The sequence below is a fragment of the Stutzerimonas kunmingensis genome, from assembly GCF_032106285.1.
In the GTDB taxonomy this organism is placed as follows: Bacteria; Pseudomonadota; Gammaproteobacteria; order Pseudomonadales; family Pseudomonadaceae; genus Stutzerimonas; species Stutzerimonas kunmingensis_B.
In genome coordinates this window covers 63,569-88,011 of record NZ_DAMCPO010000010.1, presented here as the reverse complement: position 1 = coordinate 88,011, position 24,443 = coordinate 63,569, and the positions used below count along the sequence as shown (strand labels likewise).

Sequence of the window (24,443 nt, the reverse complement as noted above, 5' to 3'; positions counted from 1 at the left end):
GCCAATCCAAAGCGTGCTTTCAAAGTCGATGGGGAGCATGGAAGCCGCCCCGTGATTGCCGTAACCTGCAGCATCGCCCTGACCGAGAAGGACCTGCAAGCCGCTGATGAAAACGCCTAAACGACTCGAACCGCTGATCGAGGATGGCCTGATCGACGAGGTGCTGCGGCCGCTTATGAGCGGCAAGGAAGCAGCGGTATACGTGGTGCGCTGTGGCGATGAGCTGCGCTGCGCCAAGGTCTACAAGGAAGCCAACAAGCGCAGCTTCCGCCAGGCCGTGAAATACCAGGAAGGCCGTAAGGTGCGCAGCAGCCGCGATGCGCGCGCGATGGCCAAGGGCTCCAAGCACGGGCGCAAGGAGAAGGAAGACAACTGGCAGAACGCTGAGGTCGCGGCGCTGTTCCGCCTGGCCGATGCCGGCGTGCGCGTTCCCAAACCCTACGACTTTCTCGACGGCGTGCTGCTGATGGAGATGATCGCCGGCGAAGATGGCGATGCCGCACCGCGACTGAACGACGTCGACCTGCATCCGGACGACGCCCGCGAGTTCCATGCGTTCATGATCCACGAAGTGGTCAAGATGCTCTGCGCGGGGCTGGTGCATGGCGATCTGTCGGAATTCAACGTGCTGCTCGACGAGCACGGCCCGGTGATCATCGACCTGCCGCAGGCCGTGGATGCGGCCGGCAACAACCATGCGTTCGAAATGCTCGAGCGCGATGTTGGCAACATGTCGGCCTATTTCGGACAGTTCGCGCCGGAACTCAAGTTCACCCGCTACGCCAAGGAGATGTGGGCACTGTACGAGCAGGGCAAGCTGACCACCGAGACCGAGCTGACCGGGGAATTTGCCGAGCCGGAAGATGCCGCGGATATCGATGCGGTAATGCGGGAGATCAAGGCCACGCTGGCCGAGCAGGAGCGCCGAGAGGCCTTGCGCGGTGCAGACGATGCGCCGAAGGATGAACCGCCGGAGCCGCCGTGGATGAAAGGCTGATCGGCAGTCTCTGGCGAACCCCGGAGACTGCTGCTTCTGCGTTTTTGCCGACTAGGGGAGTCTTCAAAGACTCCGGCCAGTTAAGGTCTTCAGTGCGTCGATTGCTCTGTAGAGTTTTCCCCAGCGTCCGCGGTATCCGCGGACGCCGCCTTCCACCCACCCCCCAACGCCACATACAACGCCACCTGCGCCGTCGCCAGCGCGCTCCGGCCTTCCAGCGCCCGCTGGCGGGCCTGTAGCGCACCGCGCTGGGCGTCCAGCACCTCGCTCAGGTTCGCCTCACCCAGCTCGTAGCTGCGCTGCGCCAGCCGATGCGTCCGTTCACGGTGCTCGCGGGTGCGGTTGAGGGATGCGTGCCTGCGCTGCTGACCGGCCATTCTCGTCAGGCCTCGTTCGACTTCTTCCAGAGCTCGGGCCAGCGCCTGTTCGAAGGCGACATAGGCGGTCTCGCCCTCGGCATCGGCGAGGTCGATGGCGGCGCCGCGGCGAGGATAGTCGAGCAATGGCAGGCCGAACGTCGCGCCGACCCGGGCGAAGTTCGAGGCGCCGGATATCGCGTCTCCCAGAGCGAAGCCGGAGCGGCCCACCGCGGCCTGCACCGCCAGCTTGGGGAACAGATCGCGGCGGGCGGCCAGCGATTGCAGCTCGGCGGCGTCCAGCCGTGCGGCTTCGGCGATAAGATCCGGGCGGCGGCGCAGCAGGTCGATGGGCTGGCCCGGGGCGATGCGCTCCTCAGCCAGTGGCACCGGCGCGCTGGCGGCGAGACGTCCAGCGGTGCTGCCCGGCGGCTCGGCGAGCAGGGTGTCAAGCGCCAGCTGCGCTTCGGCCAGATGAATGTCCAGCTCGTCCAGATCGGCTTCCAGCGACGCCCGCTCGGCGGATGTGGCCTCGACGTCCAGCCGGGTCACTTCGCCGGCGTGGAACAGCAGCCCGGCGATACGCTCCAGTTCGCGCGCCACTTCGATGCCTTCGACCAGCAAGGCGCGCTGGCCCTGCAACGCGCGCAGCTGCAGATAGCCCTGGGCGGTGTTCGAGGCCACGGCCAGGCGCGCGGCGATCGTCTGTGCCTCGGCCGAGCGCAGCTGCTGGGCCGCACTGTCACGCCGCGCGCGGGTGGCGCCGAACAGGTCGAGTTCCCAGGTCGCCTGCAGCGCCAGCTCCCAGGTATCGAAGCTGATCACGTCGTCGTCGGGGATGAAGTCGGCCAGCGGGCTGTCGGGTTCGGCTTCCTGATCGTTCTCGTTCCACTGGCGGCTGGCCGAACCAGGCAGATCGAAGCTCGGCAGCAGGCCGGCGCGCGACTGGCGCAGCTGGGCTCGCGCTGCGGTGACGCGCGCCATGGCCAGGCGTACATCGTGGTTCTGCTGCATGGCGCGGCTGACCAGCGCGCTGAGCTGCGGGTCATCGAACTGGCGCCACCAGACGGCCAGCGACTCGGCATCGGCCGGATGCGCACCGGCGGCACTGAACCAGCCTTCCGGCAGTTGCGGATCGACATGCTGCGGTGCGCTGGAGCAGGCACTCAGGGCCAGGGCGAGTAGCAGCGGGGCGGCCAGGGCCTTGGCAGTCATGCAGTTTCCTCCGGGCGCACTTTCATGAACAGCAGGTACAGGCACGGCACCGCCAGCAGCGTCAGCAACGTGGCGAAGCCCAGGCCGCCCATGATGGTAACCGCCATGTTGGCGAAGAACGGGTCGAACAGCAGCGGCACCATGCCCAGTACGGTGGTGCCGGCGGCCATCATCACCGGTCGCAGGCGCGACGCCGAGGCTTCGATGATGGCGGTCAGGCGCGGCACCTCGTCGTCGATCTGCCGGTCGATCTCGTCCACCAGCACCACGGCGTTCTTGATCAGCATGCCGGTCAGGCTGAGCAGGCCGAGCAGTGCCATGAAGCCGAACGCCTGACCGGTGAGCAGCAGGCCGAAGCTCACCCCGCAGATCGCCATGGGCACCACCAGCCAGATCATCAGCGGCTGGCGCACCCTGGCGAACAGCAGCACGGTGACCAGCACCATTGCCAGGTAGGGCACCGCCAGCGTGCTGGCCAGCGCCTGCTGGGCCTCGGAAGACTGTTCGTAGTCGCCGCCCCATTTCAGGCTGTAGTTGACCGGCAGCTCGATGCCCTCGATCAGCGGGCGAATGCGCTCGTGTGCCTCGTTGGTGTTCTCGCCGTCGCGCGGGTCGGCGCGGATGGAGATCGTCCGCTCGCGGTCGTAGCGCACGATGATGCTGTCCTCGCTGACCGGCTCGATGCTGTCGGCGACCTGCGCCAGTGGCACGTAGCCGGTGCCGGCGGGGCTCCAGATCAGGCGTTGCAGCAGGTCACCGCTATCGATGCGGTCCTCCGGCGCGGCGCGCAGCAATACCGGGATCAGCTCGTCGCGCTCGCGCAGCAGGCTGACCCGTTGGCCTTCGCTGCCGGCGGCCAGGGCACGTGCCACGGCCTGGCGCGTCAGGCCGGCATCGGCGAGGCGATCCAGCGCCAGTTGCGGGCGGAGCACCAGTACCTGCTGGCGCCAGTCGTCGCGCACGTTGAAAACCTTGCCCTCATCCTGCAGGCGCTTGCGGCCTTCGGCGGAAATGGCCCGCAGCACCTCGATGTCCGGGCCGCTGATGCGCGCTTCCAGCTTGGCCTCGGCATTGGGGCCGAACATGAACTGCGCAGCCGAGACGTCGGCCGAGGGATAGCGTTGTGGCAGCTGCTGGTTGATCTGCCTCACCAGCCCGGCGATCAGCTCGGCATCCTCGGTGCGCACGAGAAAGTGCATCAGCGACGAATTCGGCTGCTCCGGCATATAGGTCAGCATGAAGCGCGAGGCTCCGGCGCCGATGAAGCTGGACACCTCGCTTACCCCCTCCAGCTCCGCCAAATACGCCTCCACGTCAGAGGCGGTCTCTGCGGTCTCGCGAATATGCGTGCCCTGTGGCAGGAACAGATTGACGTAGAAAAGCGGCGTGCTCGACGGCGGGAAGAAGCTCTGCGGCAAGCGGGTGAACAGCACCATACTGACCACCGTCAGCACTACTAGCACGCCGACCGTCAGCCAGGGCCGATGCAGCACTCCGCCGGCCAGTCGGCGGTAGCGGTTGTACCAGGGGCCGTCGTAGGCGGCGTCGGGGTCCTCGTCGGTCTTGGCGTTGCGCAGCAGGTAATGACCGAACAGCGGCACCAGCAGCAACGCCAGCAGCCAGCTGAGCAGCAGCGACACGGCGATGACGAAGAACAGCGAGAAGAGGAACTCGCCGGTGGTGTCCTGGGATAGACCAATGCCGGCGAAGGCGAGGATGCCGATGATGGTGGCGCCGAGCAGCGGCCACTGCGTCTGTTGCAGCGTTTCCTGTGAGGCTTCGAGGATGCTCTTGCCCTGGCGCTGGCGCACCAGCATGCCGTCGCAGACCACGACCGCATTGTCGACCAGCATGCCCATGGCGATGATCAGTGCGCCGAGGGAAATTCGCTCCAACTCGATGCCCGCCAGCCACATCACCAGCAGCGTGCCGAGCACGGTGAGAAACAGCACCGCGCCAATGATGACGCCGGCGCGCAGACCCATGGCGATGCACAGCACGCCGACCACGATGGCCACCGAGAGGAACACGTTGAGCGCGAAGCTGTTCACCGACTCATCGACGATCTGGTGCTGCTCGTACAGCGGATGCAGTTCGGCGCCCAGTGGCATGCGGTGTTCGATGGCCTGCAACGCCGCTTCGACGCTGTGTCCGACCTCGACGATATTCGCTCCGGAGACCCCGCTGACGCCCAGGGTTAGTGCCGCCTGGCCGTTGTGGCGGATGATCTGCCGCGGCCGCTCGGCGTAGTCGCGCGACAGCTTGGCGATGGCGCCCAGCTCGACCCGCTGCGCGCCCTGGCCGACCGGCAATGCGCGCAGCTCTTCGAGCGAATCGAAGGCGCCGCTCGGGCGCAGGCGCACGAAGTACTCGCCGGCATGCACGCCGCCGGCATCTACCGCGGCATCGGTATCGGCCAGCGCCGCCGCGATCTCGTCGGGGGCGATGCCCATCGCGGCCAGCTGCGCCTGGTCGACTTCCACGAGGATGCGCTCTTCCTGCACGCCGGCGATCTCGACCTTGCCGACGCCGTCGGCGGCCACCAGCGCGCGGCGCAGATCCTTGGTCGTTTCGTGGAGCTCCTTTAGCGTCAGGCCATCGCCGGTCAGCGCGTAGAAGATGCCGTAGACGTCGCCGAAATCATCGTTGACCTGCGGCGGTTCGATCCCCGGCGGCAGGTCGCCCTGGGCATCGTTGATCTTGTTGCGCAGCTCGTCCCAGATCTGCGGTAGCGCATCGCCGTCGTAGCGGTCCTGCATCTCCACGCGAATCTCGGCGATGCCCGGCATCGAGCGTGAGCGGAGCTCCTTGATCTGCGACATCTGCTGGATCGCGCTTTCCAGCGGTTCGGTCACCTGCTGTTCGACCTCCAGCGCCGTGGCGCCGGGATACTGCACGTTGACGATGGCCTGCTTGATGGTGAATTCCGGGTCTTCCAGGCGGCCGATCTCGAAGAAGGCGAGGGTGCCGCCGAGCAGGCAGATCAGTATCAGAATCCAGATGTTGACCGGGCGGGTGATGGCGTAGCGGGCGAAATCCATCGGCTCAGTTCCGCTCCTTCGCTTCGATCGGTTGGTCTTCGTGCAGCTTGCTGCCGCCAGCGACGATGATCGGCAGCTGCGCCTGCAGGCCCTCGCCACGGATCAGTGCCTGATCGCCTTCAACCTGCTGCAGGTCCACGGCCAGCCGCCGCGCGCGGCCATCGTCCGCCTGCCAGATGAAATGCTGGCCGTCGCTGCCGGTCTGCAGCGCCGACAACGGCAGGCGAAAGGCGTCATGGGTCGTCTGCGGCTGCGCCGGACGTTCGATGCTGACGCGCATGGCCATGCCCGGCAGCAGGTTGTAATCCTCCGGCGGCTCGCCCTGCAGCACCAGGCGGTAGGTGCGCGCGCCTTCACGCGGCTGCGTGCTGTGCTCCTTGTAGCGCAGCGGCAGGCGCACATCGGCGATCACCAGCTCGCCTTCGGCCTGCAGACCGGCGCCGAGCGGAATGCTCAAGGCGGCGGTTTCCGGCAGATCAATGCTGACTTCGATATGGCGGTTGTCCTGCATCTCGAATACCGGCGTGCCTACCGCGACCACCATGTCCGGCTCGGCCAGGCGGCGCGCCACCACGCCATCGAACGGCGCGTTCAGCGTGCTGTGGTCGAGGTCGCGCTGGGCGCTGTCGCGCGCCACCCGTGCCGCCACGGTGTTGGCTTGCAGCGCTTCGATGGCGGCGGGGGCGAGAATGCCCTCGGCGAGGAGGGTGCGCTTGCGCGCCAGATCCGCTTCCAGTTGACGCAGGCGTGCCTCGGCTTCGCGCATCTGCAGGCGATAGTCGGTGCGATCCAGCTGTGCCAGCGCTTGCCCGCGGCGCACCCGCGTGCCTTCGTCGACCAGGATGCGCTCGATACGCCCGGCCACCTCGAATGACAGCTGCGTGGAGGTCACGCTCTGCACCACGCCGGAGAAGCGCAGCGCCTCGGCTTTCGGTGCGGCCGCCTGCAACGGCTCGACCAGGGCCACCCGTGGCGGCTCGGGTGCCGGCTCGGCCTCCGAGGAACAACCACCGAGCAGCGGCAGCGCACAGACGATGATCCTCAACCAGGCACGGGACGCTGGGAATGCTCGCGTTGACGTCATCGTGGCTCCTATCTGATCGGCGTTGCGGGCGTGCGGGCACCCGTTGGGACTGACAGTAGAGTCCCGCGTCTGCGCAGGAGTTCGCTGGCGATGTTCGTAGAAGTGAGGTGACCGGGCGGTCGACTTCTGCCGAGGCTCTGCCACACTCAAGGGTGCGCTGCTGCGGCTCTGCAGCGCTTGACCGTCGTGAACTCAGCGGGGATGCTTGCCCGCTGTTGAAGGCGCATCACTCATGGGGAATACGCAATGCAAGGCCAGGCACCGGTAATCGACTATCTGAAGGAGCTGCTGCGCGGCGAACTGGCGGCGCGCGATCAGTATTTCCTGCATTCGCGGATGTACGCCGACTGGGGCTTCAGCAAGCTCTACGAGCGCATCAATCACGAGATGGAGGAGGAGACGCAGCACGCCGATGCACTGTTGCAGCGCATCCTCTTTCTCGAAGGCACCCCGGACATGACGCCGGAGCCGATCAATCCGGGGCACACCGTGCCGGACATGCTGCGCAACGACCTGGCGCTGGAGTACAAGGTGCGCGCCGCACTGGCCCAGGGCATCGCGCTGGCCGAACAGCACGGCGACTACCCGACCCGCGACATGCTGGCGCTGCAGCTGCACGACACCGAGGAAGACCACGCCTACTGGCTGGAGCAGCAGCTCGGCCTGATCGACCGCATCGGTCTGCAGAATTACCTACAATCCCAGGCCAGCTGAGCCTTCCACCCCGCGAGGCAGGGCCTGCCTCGCGAGGTTCCGTCAGAGCCGGAAGCGGCTCACCATCGACTGCAACTGACCGCCCAGACGGGCCAGCTCGGTGCTCGACGCCGCGGTTTCCTCGCTGGCGGCGGCGGTCTGTTCCGACACATCGCGCACGTTCACCACGCTGCGGCTGATCTCCTCGGCCACCGCGCTCTGCTCCTCGGCGGCCGCGGCGATCTGCTGGTTCATCGCCTGGATGTTCGACACGGTGCGGGTGATGCTGCCCAGCGACGCGCCGGCCCGGCGCGCCAGCTCGACGCCGCTGTCGGTCAGGTCGCGGCTGGTGTGCATGATCGAGGCAACCTGCTGGGTGCCGTTCTGTAGCGCGGCGACCAGCCCTTCGATTTCCTCAGTGGACTTCTGCGTACGCTGCGCCAGGCCGCGGACCTCGTCGGCGACCACGGCGAATCCGCGTCCGGCCTCGCCGGCACGGGCGGCTTCGATGGCGGCGTTGAGCGCCAGCAGGTTGGTCTGCTCGGCCACCGCCTGAATCACGTTCATCACGCTGCCGATCTTGTCGCTCTCTTCCTGCAGCGCGGTCATCGCCTCGGTGGAGCGCACCACGGCGCTGGCCATGCGTTCGATCTGGGTGACCACCTCGGTGACCACGCGATCGCCTTCCCGGGCTTCGCCGTCCGCCTCGGTGGCGGCCAGCGCGGCCTGTTCGGCATTGCGCGCGACTTCCTGAACGGTCGCCGACATCTCGTGCATGGCGGTGGCGACCTGATCGGTTTCTTCCTTCTGGCTGTTCACGCCGGCGCTGGTCTGCTGGGTGACGGCCGAGAGCTCCTCGGCGGCGGCGCTGATCTGGCTGACACCATCGCGGATGCCGCCGATCAGCTCGCGCAGGGTCGAGCCCATCTGCTGGATGCCGCGCTGCAGCACGCCCAGCTCGTCGCGGCGCTGAACCTGTGCGGTGGCGCTGAGGTCGCCGGAGGCGATGCGCTCGACGTCAGCCAGGGTGGCACGCAGCGGCAGGATGATCTGCCGGGTGATCAGCCAGGCGGCCAGCATTCCCAGCACCAGGGCCAGCAGCGCGCTGACGATCAGGCGCGTGCGTGCTGCGGCGCTTTCCACGTCGAGCTGGTCGAGCTGGAACTGGTAGAGCGAGTCGCTGATACGGACGATTTCCTTCTGCTGGTCGGTCATCTCCTGGCGCGCCTTGGCGATTGCCTGGGTGGCCTTCTCCAGCGCCTCGATGGCGCTGCGGTACTCGCCGAGCACCGTGCGCATCTGCTGCAGCGCCGCGCCGCTGTCGGCGTCCAGTGCGCCGGCATGACGGCCGAGGGTGGCCTGCGCGGCGTCGAGCTGGGCGTAGATCGCCTTCGCCGCCTCGGCACCCGGGCTGCTCATGTAGACGCGCAGCAGGTACTGCGCACGCTGCACGTCGTCTTCGATCTGGGTGATCGCCTGGAATTGTGCGAAACGGCCCTCGTCATAGTCCGAGAGCTGCAGCACCTGACGGTTCACGCCAGCCATCAGCTCGCTCAGACGGCCTGCGGCCTGGTCGATGATCTGCCGCGAGGCGTTGGCCTGGGCATAGGCCTTGCGCATGTCGTTCAGCGAATTCTGATACTGCGCGTTGTAGCCGGCCTGCTCCTTGAGCTGGGCGACGTTGACCGGGTTCTTGAAGGTCTCCAGCAGCTTGGTCTGCTGGGCGAGGTAGATGGACAGGTTCTTGTCCAGACGCTCGGTAGATTCGTTGTCACCATTGGCCAGCATGAATTGCAGGCGGGCGATACGCAGGTCGGTCAGCGTCTTGTTCAGCAATGAGATTTCGGTCATCCAGCCGCTGCGCTGGATGACACTGCCGAGGCTGCCCCAGCCGTTCCAGGCGAGGATGAGGGTCAAGATCAGCACGGCACCGAAGCCCAGTGCGAGCTTCCTGCTGACGCCGATGTTTGCAAACCAGTTGTTCATGTCACTCCAATCAGATGAATAGTTCGATCCGAGCGGGTGCCTTGCCGGCGGCCCGCGGGTGTCTTCGGGCCCTCTTTCGGCCGCGAGCATACGAACTTGAATGTAAATCGAGGAATGGTCGCAGCGAACGCTGGAGCAGGGGGCGCGGGCCGGGGCGGACCGCGTTGGCATCAGCCTTTGCCAGGCGCAGTGATTGGGGAGGGGCGGGATGACGGGGCGCTGCAGCAGCCGCTTTCGATGCCCTGCAGGATCGGGCAGTCCGGGCGATCATCGCCCTGGCAGTGGTCGACCAGCTCCTGCAGGGTGTCGCGCAGGCCGACCAGCTCGGCGATCTTGCGGTTCAGCTCGTCGATGTGCGCGCCGGCCAGGGCTTTCACGTCGGCGCTGGCGCGCTGACGGTCCTGCCACAGCGCCAGCAGCTTGCCGACCTCCTCCAGCGAGAAACCCAGGTCACGGGCGCGGCGGATGAAAGCCAGCTGATGCAGGTCGCGCTCGTTGTAGTGGCGATAGCCATTGGCGCCACGCCCGGCCGGCGTGAGCAGGCCGATGGATTCGTAGTAGCGGATCATCTTCGCCGTGAGGCCACTGTGCTTGGCTGCCTGACCAATGTTCATGGCGTGCTCCCGATCATTCTTCCGGCTTCCAGGAACGCAGCAGCAGGGCGTTGCTCACCACGCTGACGCTCGACAGGGCCATCGCCGCGCCAGCCACCACCGGGCTGAGAAAGCCGAAGGCGGCGAGCGGAATGCCCACCAGGTTGTAGATGAAGGCCCAGAACAGGTTCTGCTGGATCTTGCGGTAGGTGCGCCGGCTGATTTCCAGCGCCGCCGGTACCAGCCGTGGATCGCCGCGCATCAGGGTGATGCCGGCGGCGTGCATGGCCACATCGGTACCGCCACCCATGGCGATGCCGACATCCGCTGCGGCCAGGGCCGGGGCATCGTTGATGCCGTCGCCGACCATCGCCACCACCGCGCCGCCTTTCTTCAGCTCCGCCACGGTGGCGGCCTTGTCCGCTGGCAGCACCTCGGCATGCACGTCATCGATGTGCAGCGCTTCGGCCACCACCCGCGCGCTGCCACGGTTGTCGCCGGTGATCAGGTGGCTGCGGATATGCCGCGCCGCGAGCCCGGCAATCGCTGCTGCGGCGCCGTCCTTGAGGCTGTCACCAAAAGCGAACAGGCCGAGGATACGCGGCTCGGGCGCATGCTCCACCAGCCAGGAGAGGGTGCGACCCTCGGCTTCCCAGCGCTGGGCGGTTTCCAGCAGCTCGCCCGGCTGCAGGCCGTACTCGCCGAGCATGCGCCGGTTGCCCAGCGCCAGCTGCTGACCATCCAGCGTTCCGGCGATGCCGCGGCCGCTCAGGGCCTGGCTCTTCTGTACATCCGGCACGGCGATGCCGTCGGCTTCGCAGCGCTCCAGCACGGCGCGCGCCAGTGGGTGTTCGCTGCCCCGCTGCAGGGCGCCGGCCAGGCGCAGTATCCGCGCTTCGTCGCCGTCCACGGCATGCAGGTGGATGATCTGCGGCTTGCCCGAGGTGAGCGTGCCGGTCTTGTCGAAGGCCACGGCCGTGACCGCATGGGCGACTTCCAGCGCCTCCGCGTCCTTGATCAGGATGCCGTGGCGCGCAGCCACGCCGGTGCCGGCCATGATCGCCGCCGGCGTGGCCAGACCCAGGGCGCAGGGGCAGGCGATGACCAGCACGGCCACGGCGTTGATCAGCGCGACCTCGACCGGCGCGCCAGTGAGCAGCCAGCCGATCAGGGTGAACACGGCGATCACCAGTACCGCCGGGACGAACACCTGACTGACCTTGTCCACCAGCTTCTGGATCGGCGCCTTGGCTGCCTGGGCGTCTTCCACCAGGCGGATGATCCGCGCCAGCACGGTCTCGCCACCGAGCGCAGTAGTGCGCACCAGCAGCCTGCCCTCGCCATTGATCGCGCCGCCGGTGATGCGGTCGCCTGGCGCCTTGTTCACTGGCAGGCTCTCGCCACTGATCAGCGCTTCGTCGGCCTGGCTTTCGCCCTCGACCACTTCACCGTCCACCGGGAAACGCTCGCCTGGCTTGACCATCACCAGGTCGTCCAGGCGCAGCGCGGCGATGGCGACGTCTTCCTCGCGGCCGTCGACTACCCGTGTCGCGCGGTCTGGGCGCAAGGCTTCGAGCGCACGAATGGCGGCGCTGGTCTGGCGCTTGGCGCGGCTTTCCAGGTATTTGCCCAGCAGCACCAGGGCGATCACCACCGCTGAGGCCTCGAAATACAGGTGCGGCATCTGCCCGGCCGGCGTCGCCCACCATTGATAGAGGCTCAGGCCATAACCGGCGCTGGTGCCGATGGCGACCAGCAGGTCCATGTTGCCGGCGCCAGCACGCACCGCCTTCCAGCCGGCCACGTAGAAGCGTGCGCCGAGGATGAACTGCACTGGGGTGGCGAGCAGGAACTGGAGCCACGCTGGCAGCATCCAGTGCTGCCCGAACAGTTCGCCGAACATCGGCAGCACCAGCGGTGCGGCCAGCAACAGGGCGGCGATCACCGCCCAGCGTTCACGCTGCAGGCGTCGCGCGGCATCCTGTTCGGGGCGCTGCTGGTCGCCGGCGCTCGCCTTGTAGCCGGCGGCCTCGACCGCCTGGATCAGCGCGGCGGGGTCCGGCGTGCCGATCACCTCGACATGCGCGCGCTCGCTGGCCAGGTTCACCGCGGCGCTGCGCACGCCTGGCACCTTGAGCAGGGCGCGTTCGACCCGGCCGACGCAGCTGGCGCAGGTCATGCCCTCGATGTTCAGCTCGATGCTCTGCAGCGGTACGCCGTAGCCGGCCTTTTCCACGGCCTCGATCAGCGTCGCCACACCCAGGTCATCGCCTTCGATACGCACCTGTTCGTTGGCCAGGTTGACGTTGGCCGCGGCGACGCCCGGCACCTTGAGCAGGGCCCGTTCGACGCGGCCGGCGCAGCTGGCGCAGGTCATACCGCTGACGGGCAGCGTATGGGTGGCGCTGGACATGGCAGTGACTCCTCGGATTGCGATGGCTGCAGGATCGACCTTAACCCTATGGCAAGGTCAACACCATGATCTGAGACAGCAGGTGTCTTGACCTTGCCCGGGTGGCAAGGTCGAGAATCGGCGCCTTCAGCAGACGAGGAGAGCGACGATGCAAGTATTCAACGTGAGCGGAATGACCTGCAGCCATTGCGAGCGTGCGGTAACCCAGGCCATCCAGGCGCTGGACCCGCAGGCGCAGGTGCAGGTGGACCTGGCGGCCGGAACGGTGCAGGTCCAGAGCAGCGCCAGCGAGCAGGCGATTCGCCAGGCGATCAGCGAAGAGGGCTACCAGGTGAGCTGATCGCTCACGCGGCAGGCTGGTCGGGATCGTCCGGCCAGTCGCGGACCAGGCCGCGGAACAGCGGGTCGATCAGCGCCCTGGTATCGACCTCTGGCGCGAACAGTTCGGTGTCGCGCGTCCAGTCGGTGAACAGTCCGACCACCAGGGCGTGCAGCGACAGCGCGGCGAGCCGCGGCGTGACGCCGGGGCGCAGGCAGGTCGAGGCGTTGCGCAGCAGGTTTTCGCACAGATCGATGAACTGGTTGATGAAGGCGTGGTGACGTTCCTCGGCTTCACGCAGTTCATCGGTGAATTCGCACTTGTGCAGCAGGATGGTGAAGATCCGGCGCTTCTGCTCGTTGCTGGCCAGGGTGCTGATAGCCTCGACCGTCAGGTTGCGCAGGGCGATCAGTGCCTGTAGCGGCTGCTGCTGATCGCAGCTGCACAGGCGCTCGGTCATCTGCTCCGGTGGCAGGCGAATCTGGTTGAGCATTTCGTGGAACAGGTGCGCCTTGTTCTGAAAATGCCAGTACACCGCGCCGCGCGTCACACCGGCGTCACGGGCGATCTGGTCGAGGCTGGTGTGGGCCACCCCCTTGTCCAGAAACAGCCGCTCGGCAGACGCGAGGATGGCGATACGAGTTTTTTCGGCTTCTTCTTTGGTTCGGCGCATGGGCAGATTCAGGCAGATGACGGCTGCTTCGGGCGTCCAGCAGCGATGGAGGGCGGCCAGTGTAACGGCGCATCTCGTCGTGATGCATGTTTACAATCGGCGGTGTATGTAACAGCATCTTGCACGCCGGTGCAAATTCCCGGGCACGGTCGAGGTACCAACAACTCACCCGGCCACGTCTTCTTTCCAGCTTGCGAGCCTCTGATGTCCCTGCGGATTCTTCTCATACTGGGCGCGCTCAGCGCGTTCGGTCCCCTGGCGATCGACATGTACCTGCCGGCGTTCCCCTTGCTGGCGGAGTCGTTCGGCACCAGTGTCGATCACGTGCAGCTTTCGCTGGCGGCCTATTTCGTCGGCCTGGCCATCGGTCAGCTGGTCTACGGGCCGTTGGCCGATCGCTATGGGCGGCGCGGGCCGCTGCTGGTCGGTGTGACGCTGTTCACCCTGGCATCGCTGGCCAGCGCCTTTGCGCCGTCCATGGACTGGCTGATCGGCGTGCGTTTCGTCCAGGCGCTCGGTGGCTGTGCCGGCATGGTGGTAGCGCGTGCCGTGGTGCGTGACCTGTGCGACCCGATGACCAGCGCCAAGGTGTTCTCGCAGCTGATGCTGGTGATGGGCCTGGCGCCTATCCTCGCACCGGTGGCGGGCGGTGCGTTGCTGGCGTCGTTCGGCTGGCCGTCGATCTTCATCCTGCTGACGCTGTTCAGCGCGATGTGCCTGGTGGCGGTCACGCTGTGGCTGCCGGAAACCTATCCGGCCGGGCTGTCGCGTCAGCCGATGTCCGGTGCGCTCGGGCAGTATCTGCGGCTGTTCCGTGATCGCTTCTTCATCGGCCACGTGCTGACCGGTGCGCTGTGCATGGCCGGCATGTTCGCCTACATCACCGGCTCGCCGTTCGTCTTCATCGAACTGTATGGCGTCAAACCCGAGCATTTCGGCTGGCTGTTCGGCGTCAATGCGGCGGGTTTCATCCTGATGGCGCAGGTCAACGTGCGGCTGGTGCGCTGGCGCGGGCCGGAGTTCTGGGTGCGGCGCTGGGTGTGGTTCTTCTTCGGCAGTGCGCTGGCGTTGTTGGCAGTGGCGGCCGCACAGCCCGAATCGCTCTGGCCGTTGCTGATTCCGCTGTTCTGCTGCGTGTCCTGCCTCGGTTGCCTGCTGCCGAACGCCACGGCCTGCGCCATGGCCGACCAGCGCGCCAATGCCGGCAGCGCCTCGGCCTTGCTCGGCAGCATGCAGTTCACCATTGCCGCCATCGCCGCTTCCGCGGTGGGGGCTTTGCACAACGGCACTGCAGTGCCCTTGGCGGCGATCATCAGCCTGTGCGGCCTGCTGGCAACGATCGTCGCCTACACCACGGCGCGCGCCAGTACGGAATGACTGTCAGGCGCTGAGTGGCAGGGGATGCGGCGCCTGCAGGCGACGGTGCAGGGTTTCGACGAAGGCGCGCGCTTCGGCTTCGCTGCGAAAGGTGACTTTCTGCCGGTCGAGGCTCACCTGCCAGGCGCTGTCGGGGTAGGGCGTCAGGGGACGGACGAGAATGTGCATGGCGATCTCCTCGTGAAGTAGACGCGGCACAGTCTAGGCGCAGCCATGGCTCGCGCGGCGAGCCATGGTGTCGCAGGTCGGCCGGGCGCCGACGAATGGCTCAATAGGCCAGCCGTGCGTCCAGACTGTTTTGCGCCAGGCGGCGGGCCTGTTCCTCGGTCATGCCCAGGCTTTCGTGCAGCGCGACGAAGTTCTCCGTCACATAGCCGCTGAAGTAGGCCGGGTCATCGGAATTCACCGTGACCTTCACGCCCTGCTCCAGCAGGTCGAGGATGTTGTGCTGACGCATGTCTTCGAACACCTTGAGCTTGGTGTTGGACAGCGGGCAGACGGTCAGCGGAATCTGCTCCTCGATCAGCCGGGCGATCAGCTTCGGATCTTCGGCCGCACGCACGCCGTGGTCGATACGGCTGACCTTGAGCAGATCCAGTGCCTGCCAGATGTACTCGGGCGGGCCTTCCTCGCCGGCATGGGCAACGGTGAGGAAGCCTTCGGCACGCGCCTTGTCGAACACGCGCTGGAACTTGCTCGGCGGGTGGCCGACTTCGGAGCTGTCGAGGCCGACGGCGAAGAAAGCGTTGCGATAGGGCAGCGCCTGTCCCAGCGTCCTGAAGGCTTCCTCTTCCGGCAGGTGGCGCAGGAAGCTGAGGATCAGCCCGCTGCTGATGCCCAGCAGCTCACGGCCGTCGGCCAGCGCCGCGCTGATGCCGTTGAGCGCGGCCTCGAACGGCACGCCGCGGTCGGTGTGGGTCTGCGGGTCGAAGAAGGGCTCGGTATGCACCACGTTCTGCTCTTCGCACTTCTGCAGGTAGGCCCAAGTCAGGTCGTAGAAATCCTGCTCGGTGCGCAGCACGTCGGCGCCGGCATAGTAGAGGTCGAGGAATTCCTGCAGGTTGCCGAAGTTGTAGGCGCTGCGCAGTGCCTCCACGTCGTTCCAGGGCAGGGCGATCTTGTTGCGCTCGGCCAGGCGGAACATCAGTTCGGGTTCCAGCGAGCCCTCCAGGTGCAGGTGGAGTTCGGCCTTGGGCAGATTATTGAGCCAGTCGTGCATCGCGAAATTCTCGTCTTTCGGGTGTGCGGGCATTCTATCGGTGGGTTGGAGCAACTGATATGCCAGCTGACCCAGTTTGTCCCGCCTAGCAATTCTGGATGACAGCCGAATGACTGATTCATTGCGGTTAGCGCGATTTGGCGATTAATTGACCAGCGGTCTGCAGCCCAGTTCTGACGGGCGCTGGCGAGGTTGTTCCCAATGTTATCCACAAAGTTCTCCACTCAATTCGGGCATAACCTCGAGCTGGCAGAACGCGATTGATAGCAAAACGTCAGTAGCCGACTGATCAGTCAAAAAACACAGTAATTCAAGCGCTTAACGCACCCCGTTGGGGCGCGCACGGCTGATTGATCAAAAATTGTGCAGTTTTCCCGGGCGCCCGCCGGGAGCGCTTTCCAGGCGGCCATACAATTGTTATCCACAATTGCGTCCACAGTATTTGTGGGCAACGACGCGTCTAGTCCATGGCTTCCAGCTGACTGCGCCCGCGGGTGATATCAGCGAGCAATCTCTCCAGCGGCTGCAGCTGAGCGGCGGGAAGGGCAATCTCCAGGGTCGCGCCTTCGGCATCGAAATGTTCGGCTTCCAGCAGCGCCTCGAATTCCGCCAGGCGTGCCTTGAACAGCGCCAGCTCGGCGAAGCGGCAATGACAGCGACAGCGCGAGCGCGACACCAGCTCGCTGCGTTCGCCGGCCTGCAGGCACTTCGCCGTGGTGCCGCCATAGGCACGGGCCAGGCCGCCAGTGCCGAGCTTGATGCCGCCGAACCAGCGGATCACCACCACCGCGACCCGGTCGAAGTCCTGCCCTTCGATGGCGGTGAGCATCGGCCGACCGGCCGTGCCGCCGGGCTCGCCGTCGTCGCTGAAACGGTACTGGTTGCCGATCTTCCACGCCCAGCAGCTGTGGGTCGCCGTGGGATCGCTGACCGCCTGGACGAACGCCTGCGCTTCCTCCGGGCTTTGCACCGGTGCGGCCTTGGCCAGGAAGCGGCTTTTGCTGATGACTTCCAGCAATTCGCAGGGCGCGGACAGGGTGAAGGGCATGGCAGTTACGGCGTCGGTGATGGTTTGCGGGGCGGCCATTGTAGCGGCGCCGCCGCGGCTGCGCTGCGTCGTCCTGCACGAGGCCATCCGGCGAACGGATTGAACTTCGCCAGACCGTCCAACCCCTATCTAGTAGGGCGCGGTTGCGCGCATGGCCTGGAGAGGCCCCGCCGTACCGCATTTCGCTGGCACATCGGATGGAGGACATTCCATGCTCAATTCCAGTTACCAGTCATGTATCCAGGCCTGTTCCAATTGCGCACTGGTCTGCGAGACCTGCGCGGCATCCTGCTTGCGCGAGGACGACGTGAAGATGATGGCGCGCTGCATCGAACTCGATCGTGACTGCGCCGACATGTGTGCGATCGCAGCAGTGCTGATGACCCGCGACAGTGCCTATGCCAAAGCCTTCTGCAAGCTCTGCGCGCAGGTCTGTCGCGATTGCGCCGAGGAGTGCGGCAAGCACAAGCACGACCATTGCCAGGCCTGCGCCGAGGCCTGTCGCAAGTGCGCTGAAGAGTGCGAAAAGATGGCAGCCTGATCGGTCGCCGATTCGGAGGGCCGCAGCTGCGGCCCTTTTGCTTCAGCTCAGCCAGTCCAGCGTCAGGATCAGACGGCGCTCAGCCGTTGTCGCCTGCGGCGAGCGATGAATGATCCCGGCGCCTTCGTTACCCAGCCATTTCTCCCCCTTGAACAACGCCACGTCGCCGACCCCGAGCTGCTGGATGGCAGCCGGATCAGTCGGTTCGGCTGTCGGATCGCCCAGGCGCCGACGCGGCATGCCGCCCTCCTGAAGCCATTCGCTACCTGCGCCGGCGTAGGTGGTGATCAGCCGCAGCGGTACGTGATCGACGTGAAAGCGCGGGCACATGGGTTTGTCCAGCACGCGCAGGCGCAGGCCGATACGCCGCGCGTCGACCAGGCAGCTGAACGCCCGCACCAGCCAGGCCACGTCGGCGACGAAACCGGCATGGCCGGCAATGTCCCGATAGGCCGCCGCCAGGGTTGGCAGCTGCAGCTCACCGTCGCCGGTCGGTTCGAGGGTCAGCGATTCCGCCAGCGGCTCGCCCAGTGCCAGGAGTGTCTCGGCGAACCCGGCAATATGCAGCGGCAGCCGGCGCTGCCATACGCTGAGGTTGACGCCATCGTTCAGCGCTTCGCCGAGTACTGCCGGGGAGCCGCCCAGCAACTGGCGCGGCTGTGGGCGGATGATCTGCTGCGCCTGCATCAGGCGACCTGCTCGTGCCAGGGGCCGAACGGGTCCGGCAGGCGCAGCCAGCCGGTGACGCCCACGGCCCACTCGCTGTCGTTCAGCAGGCAGGCGTCGAGTTCGCGGCGCAGCTGGTCGAAGTTGATGTTCTGCCCGATGAAGACCAGCTCCTGGCGGCAATCGCCGAACTCGCCACGGGATTTGGCCAGGATTGCCGTGCGGCTTTCGCTGTCGCTCGGCCAGGCCGATTCAGGGGTGAAGTGCCACCAGCGGCCGGCATAGTCGTAGCGCATCAGCCCACCGGCCTGGGACCAGCTGCCTGCTTCCTCTGGTCGGGTGGCCAGCCAGAAAAAGCCTTTGGAGCGCAGCAGGCGGCCGTTGCTCCACTCGCGGTTGAGGAAGTTGTAGAAGCGTTGCGGGTGGAACGGCCGGCGCGCCAGGTAGGCGGTCGAGGCGATGCCATATTCTTCGGTTTCCGGCACATGCTCGCCGCGCATTTCCTTGAGCCAGCCCGGCGCCTGGGCGGCGCGTTCGAAGTCGAAGCGACCGGTGTCGAGGATGCTTGCGAGCGGCACCTGGCCCATGCTCATCGGCAGGATCTCGGCGTGGGTGTTGAGGCGACCGAGAATGGCGGTCAGCTCTCAACTCGGTGACCGAGCGCTCGTCGTCCTCGCCAAGGGTTTCGCCGCGATTGGCGAGGCTCTCGGCCTCCTGGAAGTCGCGGAGGAAATTAACCCCGTCGACCACCGTGACCATGGTGTCCAGCCGAGCCAGATCGGCCAGGCTCTGGCCCTGCTCGTCGCGGAAGGTGAAGGTTTCGGCCACTGGCAGCGGTTCGGAAATCCCGGTGGACTCGATCAACAGGTAGTCGAAGCGGCCCTCACGGGCGAGCTTGCCGACTTCCTCGAGCAGGTCTTCGCGCAGGGTGCAGCAGATGCAGCCGTTGCTCATCTCCACCAGCTTTTCCTCGGCGCGATTGAGGCTGACGCCGCGCTGCACCTCGTTGCCGTCGATGTTGATCTCGCTCATGTCGTTGACGATCACCGCGACGCGGCGGCCTTCGCGATTCTTCAGGATGTGGTTGAGCAAGGTGCTCTTGCCGGCACCGAGGAAGCCGGACAGGACGGTAACGGGGAGGCGGTTCATGGCGGTCTCTCAGGCGGATCGTTGGTGTTTTTCGCGCTGTTCCTGGCGTTGCTTCGCCTCGATCGACAGCGTCGTGGTGGGGCGCAGCAACAGGCGCTGCAGGCCGATCGGTTCGCCGGTTTCGGCGCACCAGCCGTATTCGCCGCGGGCGATGGCATCCAGCGCGGCGTCGATCTTGTCGAGCAGCTTTTTCTCCCGCTCCAGCACGCGCAGCTGCCAGTGACGCTGTTCCTCGGCGCTGCCGATGTCAGCGGGATCGCTGCTTGGCTCCTGTTCGCGCAGCGCCTGGAATTCCTCCTCGATGCGCGCCTGCAGCTCGGCACGCTGACGCAAAAGCAGTTCGCGGAAGAAGGCCTGCTGGTCGGCGTTCATGTACGCCTCGGCTGGCTGGGCGAGTAGTTCGGCTTCGGTCATCGGAAGGCACGTGTCGGAAATAATGTGAGAGTTATAACATAACAATTATGTTCGTGGTGCAAGCGCTGTTTGCGTGTCGAGCGGCGCACCGGTAAGCGCGTTGTTCCGAGGCAAAGAAAAAGCCCGCGGCGCGGATCGCGCGGCGGGCTCGGGTGTTGATGGGCGCTGGGCGGTCAGACGGCGCCGGGCAGCCCGTGGTAGTTGCGGCCGAAGTACACCAGCGCATCGCTGCTGTCGCGGCGGTACACGGCGAGCACTTCGCAGTAGAGGATGTCGTGGGTGCCGACGCTGGCGCTGTGGCTGATGCGGCAGTCGAACGAGACAGTCGCGCCGTCGAGCAGCGGCGAGCCGGTCACGCCGGTGCTCCACTGTGCTGCGGCGAAGCGTTCTGCCATGGGCGTCTTGCCGCCGAACAGGTTGGACAAGTCCCGCTGTGCGCCGGCCAGGGTGTTCACGCACAGCTGCCCGTTGGCGGTGACGATGGGATGTGCCGATGCGCTGCGGTTCAGGCACACCAGCAGCGTTGGTGGTTCGTCGGTGACGCTGCACACCGCGGTGGCGGTGAAGCCGGCGCGGCCGCTGGGGCCGTCGGTGGTGATGATGTTGACTGCCGCGGCCAGTCGCGCCATGGCATCACGATAATCCTCACGAATCACTGGAGCGCTGAATTGACTGGTGGTTTCGCATTGAGCCAGTTGCATGGTCGGTTCTCCATCAGGCGAGGACGCAGGCGCGGTCGAAGGGCAGGCGTGGCAGGCGGTCGCGCAGCTTGCTGGCGTCGCCGTAGCCGAGGTTGATCAGCAGGTTTGATTTCCAGCTCGTGCCAGCGAAGAAGGCCGCATCCAGCGCCTTGCCGTCGAAGCCGGACATCGGTCCGCAATCGAGCCCCAGGGCGCGGGCAGCGAGGATCAGATAACCGGCCTGCAGCGAGCTGTTGCGCAGCGCGTTCTCGGTGATCAGCGCCGGCTGCCCGGCGTACCAGCTGCGGGCGTCGGCGAAGGGGAACAGCTCCGGCAGGGTTTCCGGAAAGTCCTCGTCATAGGCGACGATCACCGTGACCGGCGCGGCCATGGTCTTTTCGAGATTGCCCTTGGACAGGCAGGGCGCGAGCTTCTGCTTGCCCTCGGCGCTGCGCACGAAGACGAAGCGCGCCGGGCAGCTGTTGACCGCGGTCGGGCCGAGGCGGACGTGCTCGTAGAGTTGTTCGAGCAGGGCATCCGGCACTGCTTTGTCGAGCCAGGCGCAGTGGGTGCGGGCCTCGCTGAACAGCGTCGCAAGGGCATTCGAGTCGATGGGGGCGTGCATGTTTGGGTCCTCAGGCTGCTGCGACCTGGCCGCATTGCTCGGCAAGATGGTCCAGCAGGATCTGGTTGAAGGGTTCGCTGTCGCTGACGCTGGACGCGTGGCCACCGTAGTTCAGCAGCGCCAGCTGTGCGTTGGGCATGACGTCGGCCAGGTGCTGCGAGCGCTGCCAGGGCACCAGCGTGTCGTCGCGGTTGGCGATCAGCAGGGTCGGGGTGGTGATGCCCGGCAGCTCGGCCTCGATATCGAAGGCCAGCAGTGCCTCGATACGCCGCACCAGATTCATCGTCGGCGGAAAGTGCGCCAGTGCATGGGCATCGTCGCGTGCCAGTCGCTCGCTGTTGGCCGCGATCCAGTCGGCCGGGTAGAGGAACAGCGCCTGCGCCTGCACATAGGCCGCCGGGCCGCTGTCGTGCAACAGCTTCAGGCGTACTGCGAAACAGCGGGCGCTGTGCGGGTTGGGGCTGCTCCAGGCATTGATCGGCACCAGGCTCTGCAGCAACTGCGGCCGCAGCAGGGCGATCTGCAAGCCGATTAGCCCACCGAGGGCATGCCCGATGAAGTGGCAGCGGCGGATGCCCAGGGTGTCCAGCAGCTCCAGTAATTCCACTGCCATGGACTCGATGGAATAGCCCGCCGGCAGGTTCGCCGGACTCCTGTTGGTCCCCAGCTGATCGTAGACCAGCACCCGGTAGTCCTGGGTCAGTGCCGGCAGCTGCGGTGTCCAGAAGGCGGCGGCGCCGCCGAGGCCGGAGCTGAGCACCAGAGTCGGCGCATCTGGCTCCATGCGGCCATGAAGTTCGTAGTGCATGTCACTCCCTCCGCGAGGTCGATCAGCGGGCCGCCGGCGTGCCGGCTGACCCGCTCTGGCAGGCGCTATTGGCCGACGTGGGCGATGCTGGCGATCTCGATCAGCGCATCGGGCCTCACCAGCCCGCACTGGATGCAGTAGCGCGCGGGCTTCTCGCCGGGGAAGTACTGGGCGTACACCTCATTGATCTTGGTGTAGTTGGCCCAGTCGGTGAGCATGATCATGTTGAAGGTGACGTCGTCCATGCTGCCTCCGGCGGCCTCGACGACGCCCTTGATGGTTTCCAGCACATGGCGGGTCTGCGCGGCGGCGTCGCCGACGTGGACCACGTTGTTGTCCTTGTCGAACGGCAGGGTCCCGGAGACGTAGACCACGCCATCGGCCATGGAGCCGGGCACGTAGGGGGCGAGCGGTTTGCCGGAGCCGGCGGGGATGATCGATTGCTTGGGCATGTCGTTGATTCCTTGCAAGGCATTCAGGCGAACCCGGCGGACGCCTCTGCGGGCGTCGCGGTCGGGCACTGGGGTGTAATCAGCTGGCAACAGCCACGCTGGGTGCGGTCGCGAAGCTCTGGCAGAAGGCGTCGACGCTGGAGACCCAGCCGAAGAACGTCTCGATGTTGTACAGCGCCGCCTGCTGGGCGAATTCCGGCCCGGCCTGGTGGGTGGCATCGGCCAGCACCACGCCGAAATACTCCAGGTGGAAGCCGTCGCGCAGGGTCGATTCCACGCACACATTGGTGGCGATGCCGGTGAACACCAGGTTGCGGATGCCACGGGCACGCAGGGTGCTGTCCAGCTGCGAATTGAAGAAACCGCTGTAGCGCGGCTTGGGCACCAGGATGTCGCCGGGCTGCGGCGCCAGTTCGTCCACCAGCGCGTAATCCCAGCCACCCTTGGCGAGCAGGGTGCCGGCCAGTTCCGGGCGCTTGCGCATGGTCTTCAGCGCGTTGGACTTGTGCCAGTTGGGCGAACCCGGCCCGCCGGCCTCGACGTAGCCGTTGTCCCAGCCGTTCTGCAGAAAGATCACCTGCATGCCGGCGGCGCGAGCCGCGCATAGTGCCTGGCGGATTTTCGCGATCACCGGCTGGGTCGCCGACACATCGAAGCCGGCCAGATCCAGGTAGCCGCCGCGGCTGGCGTAGGCGTTCTGCATGTCCACCACGATCAGCGCGGTTTCACTGGCTTTCATCGCCAACGGCTCGGGCCGCGCCGGCAGTTGCACGGGCTCGTCCGTGGCGCTCAGGCCGTAGCCCGAGACCTGTTCGGCGGCGCTCATCAGGCGGACTCCTTCAGTGCACTGACGTGCCGGCGGCTCTGCATCAGCGGCTGAATCTTCTCGCCGAAGGCTTCGACGCCTTCAAGGAAGTCATCGAAAGTCAGCATCACGCCCTGCATGCCGGGCACCGTGGCGATCTCGTCGAGCATTCGGGCGACATTGGCGTAGGAGCCCACCAGCGTGCCCATGTTGATGTTTACCGCCGAGGTCGGGTCGGCCATCTGCCGGATGTTGCTGTCGGCGCCCTTGTCGGCGGAACCCTGTTCGCCGAGCCAGGCGATGGCTTCCTCATCGGCGCCGGCCTTGTAGTGCTCCCACTTGGCGCGGGCGGCTTCGTCGGTTTCGTCGGCGATCACCATGAACAGCACACAGGAGGTGACGTGGCGGCCGGTCTTCTTGGTGGCCTTGAGCAGTCGCTCGGTGGCCGGGGCGAACGCGGTCGGGGTATTCACGCCCTTGCCGAAGCAGAAGTTGTAGTCGGCGTACTGCGCCGAGAAGGCCATGCCAGCGTCAGAGGAGCCGGCGCAGATGATCTTCATGTCCGCCTGCGGTGTCGGGCTGACGCGGCAGTCTTCCATCTGGAAGTGCTCACCCTTGAAGTCGCTGCGGCCGGTGGCCCAGAGGTCGCGCAGCACCTGGGCGTATTCGCCGAGATACTGGTAGCGCGTGCCGAAGAATTCGTCGCCCGGCCACATGCCCATCTGTGTGTATTCCGGCTTCTGCCAGCCGGTCACCAGATTCACGCCAAAGCGCCCGCCCGAGATCGAGTCGATGGTTGAGGCCATGCGCGCGACGATGGCCGGCGGCAGAGTGAGCGTTGCGGCAGTCGCGAACAGCTGGATCTTGCTGGTGACCGCGGCCAGGCCCGCCATCAGCGTGAAGGATTCCAGGTTGTGCTCCCAGAACTCGGTCTTACCACCGAAGCCGCGCAGCTTGATCATCGACAGCGCGAAGTCGAAACCGTAGCCCTCGGCCTTCTGCACGATGGCCTTGTTCAGTTCGAAGCTCGGCATGTACTGCGGCGCATTTTCGGAAATGAGCCAGCCGTTGTTGCCGATCGGAATGAAAACACCAACATCCATGGGTAGCACCTCTGTACGCAATGGCTAGAAAGCGCTGCCCGAACGTGACGGGCAGGGTCAAAGGTGCATTAGCAGGATGCAGGCCAGAAAAGGATTTCGCTTTTGAATCAAATAGATGAGTTATCTGGGTGGTGCGATGTGGACCATTTGGTCTGAATCGGAGCACCTGGTTTGTGCGTGGCGCAC

At 66.0% G+C, this 24,443-nt stretch carries 23 protein-coding genes and 1 pseudogene; 5 read left to right on the top strand and 19 right to left on the bottom strand.

Annotated elements, in window-relative coordinates; translation table 11 throughout:
* The first annotated feature begins 106 nt into the window (after positions 1-106).
* Positions 107-997 carry a PA4780 family RIO1-like protein kinase gene (locus tag RT582_RS10225; protein ID WP_014819082.1) on the top strand — a complete coding sequence of 297 codons (891 nt, stop codon included), beginning with the start codon at positions 107-109 and terminating at the stop codon, positions 995-997.
* Positions 998-1,086: 89 nt separating this feature from the next.
* On the opposite strand, the gene RT582_RS10220 is transcribed toward RT582_RS10225, so the two are convergent.
* Genes RT582_RS10220 through RT582_RS10210 form a run of 3 tightly spaced genes read right to left on the bottom strand, consistent with a single transcriptional unit; the run spans position 1,087 to position 6,693 of the window.
* Positions 1,087-2,568 carry an efflux transporter outer membrane subunit gene (locus RT582_RS10220; RefSeq protein ID WP_313477306.1) on the bottom strand — a complete coding sequence of 494 codons (1,482 nt, stop codon included), beginning with the start codon at positions 2,566-2,568 and terminating at the stop codon, positions 1,087-1,089.
* Positions 2,565-5,609 carry an efflux RND transporter permease subunit gene (locus tag RT582_RS10215; RefSeq protein ID WP_104099039.1) on the bottom strand — a complete coding sequence of 1,015 codons (3,045 nt, stop codon included), beginning with the start codon at positions 5,607-5,609 and terminating at the stop codon, positions 2,565-2,567. The genes RT582_RS10220 and RT582_RS10215 overlap by 4 nt, the downstream gene beginning before the upstream one ends.
* Positions 5,610-5,613: 4 nt before the next feature.
* Positions 5,614-6,693: an efflux RND transporter periplasmic adaptor subunit gene (locus tag RT582_RS10210; protein WP_313477305.1), complete on the bottom strand. Its 1,080-nt coding sequence runs from the start codon at positions 6,691-6,693 to the stop codon at positions 5,614-5,616.
* 246 nt (positions 6,694-6,939) lie between these two features.
* Between RT582_RS10210 and bfr the strand changes: the two genes are divergently transcribed.
* The gene (gene bfr / locus RT582_RS10205; RefSeq protein ID WP_014819086.1) at positions 6,940-7,407 is read left to right on the top strand and encodes a bacterioferritin; all 468 of its coding nucleotides are present in this window, start codon (positions 6,940-6,942) and stop codon (positions 7,405-7,407) included.
* Positions 7,408-7,449: 42 nt separating this feature from the next.
* Here the strand turns inward: bfr and RT582_RS10200 are convergent, their stop codons facing one another.
* The 3 genes from RT582_RS10200 to RT582_RS10190 all read right to left on the bottom strand — a co-directional run bounded on the left by RT582_RS10200 (position 7,450) and on the right by RT582_RS10190 (position 12,378).
* Positions 7,450-9,372, bottom strand: coding sequence for a methyl-accepting chemotaxis protein (locus RT582_RS10200; RefSeq protein WP_313477304.1), 1,923 nt, complete (start codon positions 9,370-9,372; stop codon positions 7,450-7,452).
* Between the two features lie 170 nt (positions 9,373-9,542).
* Positions 9,543-9,986: a Cu(I)-responsive transcriptional regulator gene (cueR, locus tag RT582_RS10195; RefSeq protein WP_014819088.1), complete on the bottom strand. Its 444-nt coding sequence runs from the start codon at positions 9,984-9,986 to the stop codon at positions 9,543-9,545.
* 13 nt (positions 9,987-9,999) lie between these two features.
* Entirely contained in the window at positions 10,000-12,378 is a 2,379-nt protein-coding gene (locus RT582_RS10190; protein ID WP_313477303.1) for a heavy metal translocating P-type ATPase, read from the bottom strand.
* Between the two features lie 148 nt (positions 12,379-12,526).
* Here RT582_RS10190 and RT582_RS10185 point away from each other — a divergent pair, with 148 nt between their 5' ends.
* Complete coding sequence (locus RT582_RS10185; protein ID WP_014819090.1) at positions 12,527-12,718, top strand: heavy-metal-associated domain-containing protein; 192 nt, start codon at positions 12,527-12,529, stop codon at positions 12,716-12,718.
* A 4-nt stretch (positions 12,719-12,722) separates the two neighbouring features.
* Here the strand turns inward: RT582_RS10185 and RT582_RS10180 are convergent, their stop codons facing one another.
* A complete protein-coding gene (locus RT582_RS10180) occupies positions 12,723-13,370 on the bottom strand; it encodes a TetR family transcriptional regulator (protein ID WP_023447151.1) in 648 nt (215 codons plus the stop codon).
* 204 nt (positions 13,371-13,574) lie between these two features.
* Here RT582_RS10180 and RT582_RS10175 point away from each other — a divergent pair, with 204 nt between their 5' ends.
* Positions 13,575-14,747 (top strand): Bcr/CflA family multidrug efflux MFS transporter, encoded by a 1,173-nt coding sequence (locus RT582_RS10175; RefSeq protein WP_313477302.1) that lies wholly within the window; start codon positions 13,575-13,577, stop codon positions 14,745-14,747.
* Between the two features lie 3 nt (positions 14,748-14,750).
* Here the strand turns inward: RT582_RS10175 and RT582_RS10170 are convergent, their stop codons facing one another.
* The 3 genes from RT582_RS10170 to RT582_RS10160 form a co-directional block, all read right to left on the bottom strand.
* A complete protein-coding gene (locus RT582_RS10170) occupies positions 14,751-14,915 on the bottom strand; it encodes a hypothetical protein (protein ID WP_185745704.1) in 165 nt (54 codons plus the stop codon).
* Positions 14,916-15,015: 100 nt separating this feature from the next.
* A complete protein-coding gene (locus tag RT582_RS10165) occupies positions 15,016-15,966 on the bottom strand; it encodes an adenosine deaminase (RefSeq protein ID WP_313477301.1) in 951 nt (316 codons plus the stop codon).
* A 460-nt stretch (positions 15,967-16,426) separates the two neighbouring features.
* Positions 16,427-17,014 carry an IMPACT family protein gene (locus RT582_RS10160; RefSeq protein ID WP_041016077.1) on the bottom strand — a complete coding sequence of 196 codons (588 nt, stop codon included), beginning with the start codon at positions 17,012-17,014 and terminating at the stop codon, positions 16,427-16,429.
* Between the two features lie 211 nt (positions 17,015-17,225).
* On the opposite strand from RT582_RS10160, the gene RT582_RS10155 reads away from it, so the two are divergent.
* Entirely contained in the window at positions 17,226-17,555 is a 330-nt protein-coding gene (locus tag RT582_RS10155; protein ID WP_023447147.1) for a four-helix bundle copper-binding protein, read from the top strand.
* Positions 17,556-17,597: 42 nt separating this feature from the next.
* On the opposite strand, the gene RT582_RS10150 is transcribed toward RT582_RS10155, so the two are convergent.
* The 9 genes and pseudogenes from RT582_RS10150 to rutA form a co-directional block, all read right to left on the bottom strand.
* A complete protein-coding gene (locus RT582_RS10150) occupies positions 17,598-18,242 on the bottom strand; it encodes a DUF1826 domain-containing protein (RefSeq protein WP_041015984.1) in 645 nt (214 codons plus the stop codon).
* Positions 18,242-19,370 (bottom strand): annotated as a pseudogene (locus tag RT582_RS10145) (GTP-binding protein). Before RT582_RS10145 ends, RT582_RS10150 begins: the two are co-directional and overlap by 1 nt.
* A gap of 9 nt (positions 19,371-19,379) precedes the next feature.
* The gene (gene dksA, locus RT582_RS10140) at positions 19,380-19,784 is read right to left on the bottom strand and encodes an RNA polymerase-binding protein DksA (protein WP_102832704.1); all 405 of its coding nucleotides are present in this window, start codon (positions 19,782-19,784) and stop codon (positions 19,380-19,382) included.
* 173 nt (positions 19,785-19,957) lie between these two features.
* Entirely contained in the window at positions 19,958-20,485 is a 528-nt protein-coding gene (gene rutF, locus RT582_RS10135; protein WP_042927166.1) for an NADH-dependent FMN reductase RutF, read from the bottom strand.
* Between the two features lie 13 nt (positions 20,486-20,498).
* Entirely contained in the window at positions 20,499-21,089 is a 591-nt protein-coding gene (locus RT582_RS10130) for a malonic semialdehyde reductase (protein ID WP_313477300.1), read from the bottom strand.
* A gap of 10 nt (positions 21,090-21,099) precedes the next feature.
* A complete protein-coding gene (rutD, locus tag RT582_RS10125; protein WP_313477299.1) occupies positions 21,100-21,897 on the bottom strand; it encodes a pyrimidine utilization protein D in 798 nt (265 codons plus the stop codon).
* A 65-nt stretch (positions 21,898-21,962) separates the two neighbouring features.
* On the bottom strand, positions 21,963-22,349 hold the full coding sequence (rutC, locus tag RT582_RS10120; RefSeq protein WP_313477298.1) for a pyrimidine utilization protein C: 387 nt from the start codon (positions 22,347-22,349) through the stop codon (positions 21,963-21,965).
* 79 nt (positions 22,350-22,428) lie between these two features.
* The gene (rutB, locus tag RT582_RS10115; protein WP_313408436.1) at positions 22,429-23,175 is read right to left on the bottom strand and encodes a pyrimidine utilization protein B; all 747 of its coding nucleotides are present in this window, start codon (positions 23,173-23,175) and stop codon (positions 22,429-22,431) included.
* Positions 23,175-24,257, bottom strand: coding sequence for a pyrimidine utilization protein A (rutA, locus tag RT582_RS10110; protein WP_313477297.1), 1,083 nt, complete (start codon positions 24,255-24,257; stop codon positions 23,175-23,177). Before rutA ends, rutB begins: the two co-directional genes overlap by 1 nt.
* Between the last annotated feature and the right edge of the window lie 186 nt (positions 24,258-24,443).

Excerpts from the sequence above, each read along its gene's own strand:
- RT582_RS10170 (WP_185745704.1), bottom strand. The coding sequence starts at position 14,915 with ATGCACATTCTCGTCCGTCCCCTGACGCCCTACCCCGACAGCGCCTGG.
- RT582_RS10180 (WP_023447151.1), bottom strand. The coding sequence starts at position 13,370 with ATGCGCCGAACCAAAGAAGAAGCCGAAAAAACTCGTATCGCCATCCTC.
- RT582_RS10150 (WP_041015984.1), bottom strand. The coding sequence starts at position 18,242 with ATGCAGGCGCAGCAGATCATCCGCCCACAGCCGCGCCAGTTGCTGGGC.
- rutF (WP_042927166.1), bottom strand. The coding sequence starts at position 20,485 with ATGCAACTGGCTCAATGCGAAACCACCAGTCAATTCAGCGCTCCAGTG.
- RT582_RS10210 (WP_313477305.1), bottom strand. The coding sequence starts at position 6,693 with ATGACGTCAACGCGAGCATTCCCAGCGTCCCGTGCCTGGTTGAGGATC.
- dksA (WP_102832704.1), bottom strand. The coding sequence starts at position 19,784 with ATGACCGAAGCCGAACTACTCGCCCAGCCAGCCGAGGCGTACATGAAC.
- RT582_RS10155 (WP_023447147.1), top strand. The coding sequence starts at position 17,226 with ATGCTCAATTCCAGTTACCAGTCATGTATCCAGGCCTGTTCCAATTGC.
- RT582_RS10225 (WP_014819082.1), top strand. The coding sequence starts at position 107 with ATGAAAACGCCTAAACGACTCGAACCGCTGATCGAGGATGGCCTGATC.
- rutB (WP_313408436.1), bottom strand. The coding sequence starts at position 23,175 with ATGAGCGCCGCCGAACAGGTCTCGGGCTACGGCCTGAGCGCCACGGAC.
- RT582_RS10200 (WP_313477304.1), bottom strand. The coding sequence starts at position 9,372 with ATGAACAACTGGTTTGCAAACATCGGCGTCAGCAGGAAGCTCGCACTG.
- RT582_RS10160 (WP_041016077.1), bottom strand. The coding sequence starts at position 17,014 with ATGCCCTTCACCCTGTCCGCGCCCTGCGAATTGCTGGAAGTCATCAGC.
- rutA (WP_313477297.1), bottom strand. The coding sequence starts at position 24,257 with ATGGATGTTGGTGTTTTCATTCCGATCGGCAACAACGGCTGGCTCATT.
- RT582_RS10185 (WP_014819090.1), top strand. The coding sequence starts at position 12,527 with ATGCAAGTATTCAACGTGAGCGGAATGACCTGCAGCCATTGCGAGCGT.
- RT582_RS10175 (WP_313477302.1), top strand. The coding sequence starts at position 13,575 with ATGTCCCTGCGGATTCTTCTCATACTGGGCGCGCTCAGCGCGTTCGGT.
- RT582_RS10190 (WP_313477303.1), bottom strand. The coding sequence starts at position 12,378 with ATGTCCAGCGCCACCCATACGCTGCCCGTCAGCGGTATGACCTGCGCC.
- rutC (WP_313477298.1), bottom strand. The coding sequence starts at position 22,349 with ATGCCCAAGCAATCGATCATCCCCGCCGGCTCCGGCAAACCGCTCGCC.
- RT582_RS10130 (WP_313477300.1), bottom strand. The coding sequence starts at position 21,089 with ATGCACGCCCCCATCGACTCGAATGCCCTTGCGACGCTGTTCAGCGAG.
- rutD (WP_313477299.1), bottom strand. The coding sequence starts at position 21,897 with ATGCACTACGAACTTCATGGCCGCATGGAGCCAGATGCGCCGACTCTG.
- cueR (WP_014819088.1), bottom strand. The coding sequence starts at position 9,986 with ATGAACATTGGTCAGGCAGCCAAGCACAGTGGCCTCACGGCGAAGATG.
- RT582_RS10215 (WP_104099039.1), bottom strand. The coding sequence starts at position 5,609 with ATGGATTTCGCCCGCTACGCCATCACCCGCCCGGTCAACATCTGGATT.
- RT582_RS10165 (WP_313477301.1), bottom strand. The coding sequence starts at position 15,966 with ATGCACGACTGGCTCAATAATCTGCCCAAGGCCGAACTCCACCTGCAC.
- RT582_RS10220 (WP_313477306.1), bottom strand. The coding sequence starts at position 2,568 with ATGACTGCCAAGGCCCTGGCCGCCCCGCTGCTACTCGCCCTGGCCCTG.
- bfr (WP_014819086.1), top strand. The coding sequence starts at position 6,940 with ATGCAAGGCCAGGCACCGGTAATCGACTATCTGAAGGAGCTGCTGCGC.